This window comes from Acinetobacter sp. 1294243 (assembly GCF_000588015.1).
Taxonomy (GTDB): Bacteria; Pseudomonadota; Gammaproteobacteria; order Pseudomonadales; family Moraxellaceae; genus Acinetobacter; species Acinetobacter pittii.
In genome coordinates, this window is record NZ_JFXG01000049.1 from 1 (window position 1) to 1,840 (window position 1,840).

The following is a 1,840-nucleotide window of genomic DNA, read 5'->3' on the forward strand; positions in this document are numbered from 1 at the left end:
TTAGCTAAACTTAAGCGACATGAGAAACCAATTCTCCATTCAGATCAAGGATGGCAATATCAAATGGCTCATTATCAACAGCAATTAAAGCAACATGGTTTAATTCAAAGTATGTCTCGTAAAGGAAATTGCTTAGATAATGCTGTAATAGAAAGCTTCTTTGGAATATTAAAATCGGAGTGCTTTCATGGTGAAAAATTTCAATCAACTGATGAGTTAGAGAAAACTATACGAGAGTACATTCATTATTATAATCATGAGAGAATCAAGGTGAAGCTACAAGGTTTATCCCCTGTACAATATAGAAACCAGTTTTTAAAAACTGCTTAACTAACTGTCCAACTTTATGGGGTCAGATCATCCTACCGCTACGAATGGGGGACGAACGAGTTCGCCACCAAAAAATTGCTTTTTTGATGCGCTATACGCTCTCGGTCTGCTAAAACCGACTGGCGATGTAGGCCAGCAGGCAAAGGATAATCGGAGGGGTTTTAGGTGTCAATGTGATATTGACTAGAAAATGGATAAATAATTTTTTGTTTTTCATTAGATTAGATTCATTAATCTATTGAATAGAATATATTATATTTTCTTAACTCACATTAACTTATAAATATGAATACTATCTCAGCTACTCTTTTATTTGAACACCCGATGGCGGGATGCATTAAAGACGCAAATGGCAATTTAAAACCTTTCCCTATTCTCGCAATTGATAATATTCCATTAAATATATGGGTGCACCAAAATACACATATTACTGATCTCGCAGAAACTTTAGTTCCAGCGCAAGGTTGGTTATATGATTATGATAGTGAGCTAGCATTAAGTAATGCTTGGAAACTTCTTAAACCAGAAGCTTATGAAAATGTAGCAATTTCAACTGTAGTTCCAATTTTAATTTGCCCTGATGATTTAGATCTAGTGTGCAATGTGGTTATGGTGGAACAAGTTGTTTCAGCAGATCAAGTCGTATGGACTCGTTTTGGTTACGCATTTAACCATATTCACGATGTTGTGACATCCGTAGTCTGGGAAACCTCGCCTTCTACTCCTCACCTAAGTTTTCCGTTGAGCGAATTTGAAAAAGCATATAATGATTTAAAAGAATTAGACAAAAAATGGAGTGAAAATTTTATATAGTTTTCTTAAATATGAAAGTATATTGAAAGATGCTGCTCTTAGTTCCTCTAAATATCATGTAATAAATTTAGGTTATATAAATGTCTAATAGTTATAAATTTCAATTAAAATTGGAGCTAGATCTAAAATTAATCACACCTGAAGAAATTCAGGACTGGGCCATGCATGCTCTAGAAGATGATCCAACAAATGAGCTAGCTTTAGACATCTGTTTTTTATCAAATACTGAGCAAGTTTTACAATACTTCAGACTAACTGAAAGAAGTGAATTTAGTGAAACTTTGATAGATAAAGTAACAACAAAAGTTTTGGAAAATTATATTTTTAAGCATATAAATACCGTGAATCATAAAGACCAGATATATTCCTTTTTTCAAAATATTTTTTCCATAAATCTTTACTTAGAAAAAGAAGAATTGCGTTTCTTAATTTACTCATACGAGGGTCAACTAGAGATGGCATTAGAAGACTATTCAGAATTAGAGACTGAGGAACTATGGGAAAATTTTAAAATGGAGTTAAAGAGATATTTTTCATCTGCTAATAATTTTCATAACTAAAATAGGATCACTAATAGAGCCAAAATTAGATATTTTTTATATTACAGAGCTTCTTAAAATTTATTTTCTAGTTTGTTGGCAGATTATATTTAGTGATATACCGATAAAATGAACAATTAAGTCCATTTTATCGGCTT

The 1,840-nt window shown here is 32.1% G+C and carries 3 protein-coding genes; all 3 read left to right on the forward strand.

Features of this window, described 5'->3' with window-relative positions; all coding sequences use genetic code 11:
- A partial coding sequence (locus tag J655_RS24110; RefSeq protein ID WP_032053443.1) for an IS3 family transposase occupies positions 1 to 330 on the forward strand: 330 nt, incomplete at its 5' end.
- 285 nt (positions 331 to 615) lie between these two features.
- Positions 616 to 1,143 (forward strand): hypothetical protein, encoded by a 528-nt coding sequence (locus J655_RS24115; RefSeq protein WP_032053445.1) that lies wholly within the window; start codon positions 616 to 618, stop codon positions 1,141 to 1,143.
- Positions 1,144 to 1,223: 80 nt separating this feature from the next.
- Entirely contained in the window at positions 1,224 to 1,703 is a 480-nt protein-coding gene (locus J655_RS24120) for a hypothetical protein (RefSeq protein WP_032052673.1), read from the forward strand.
- Positions 1,704 to 1,840: the final 137 nt, after the last annotated feature.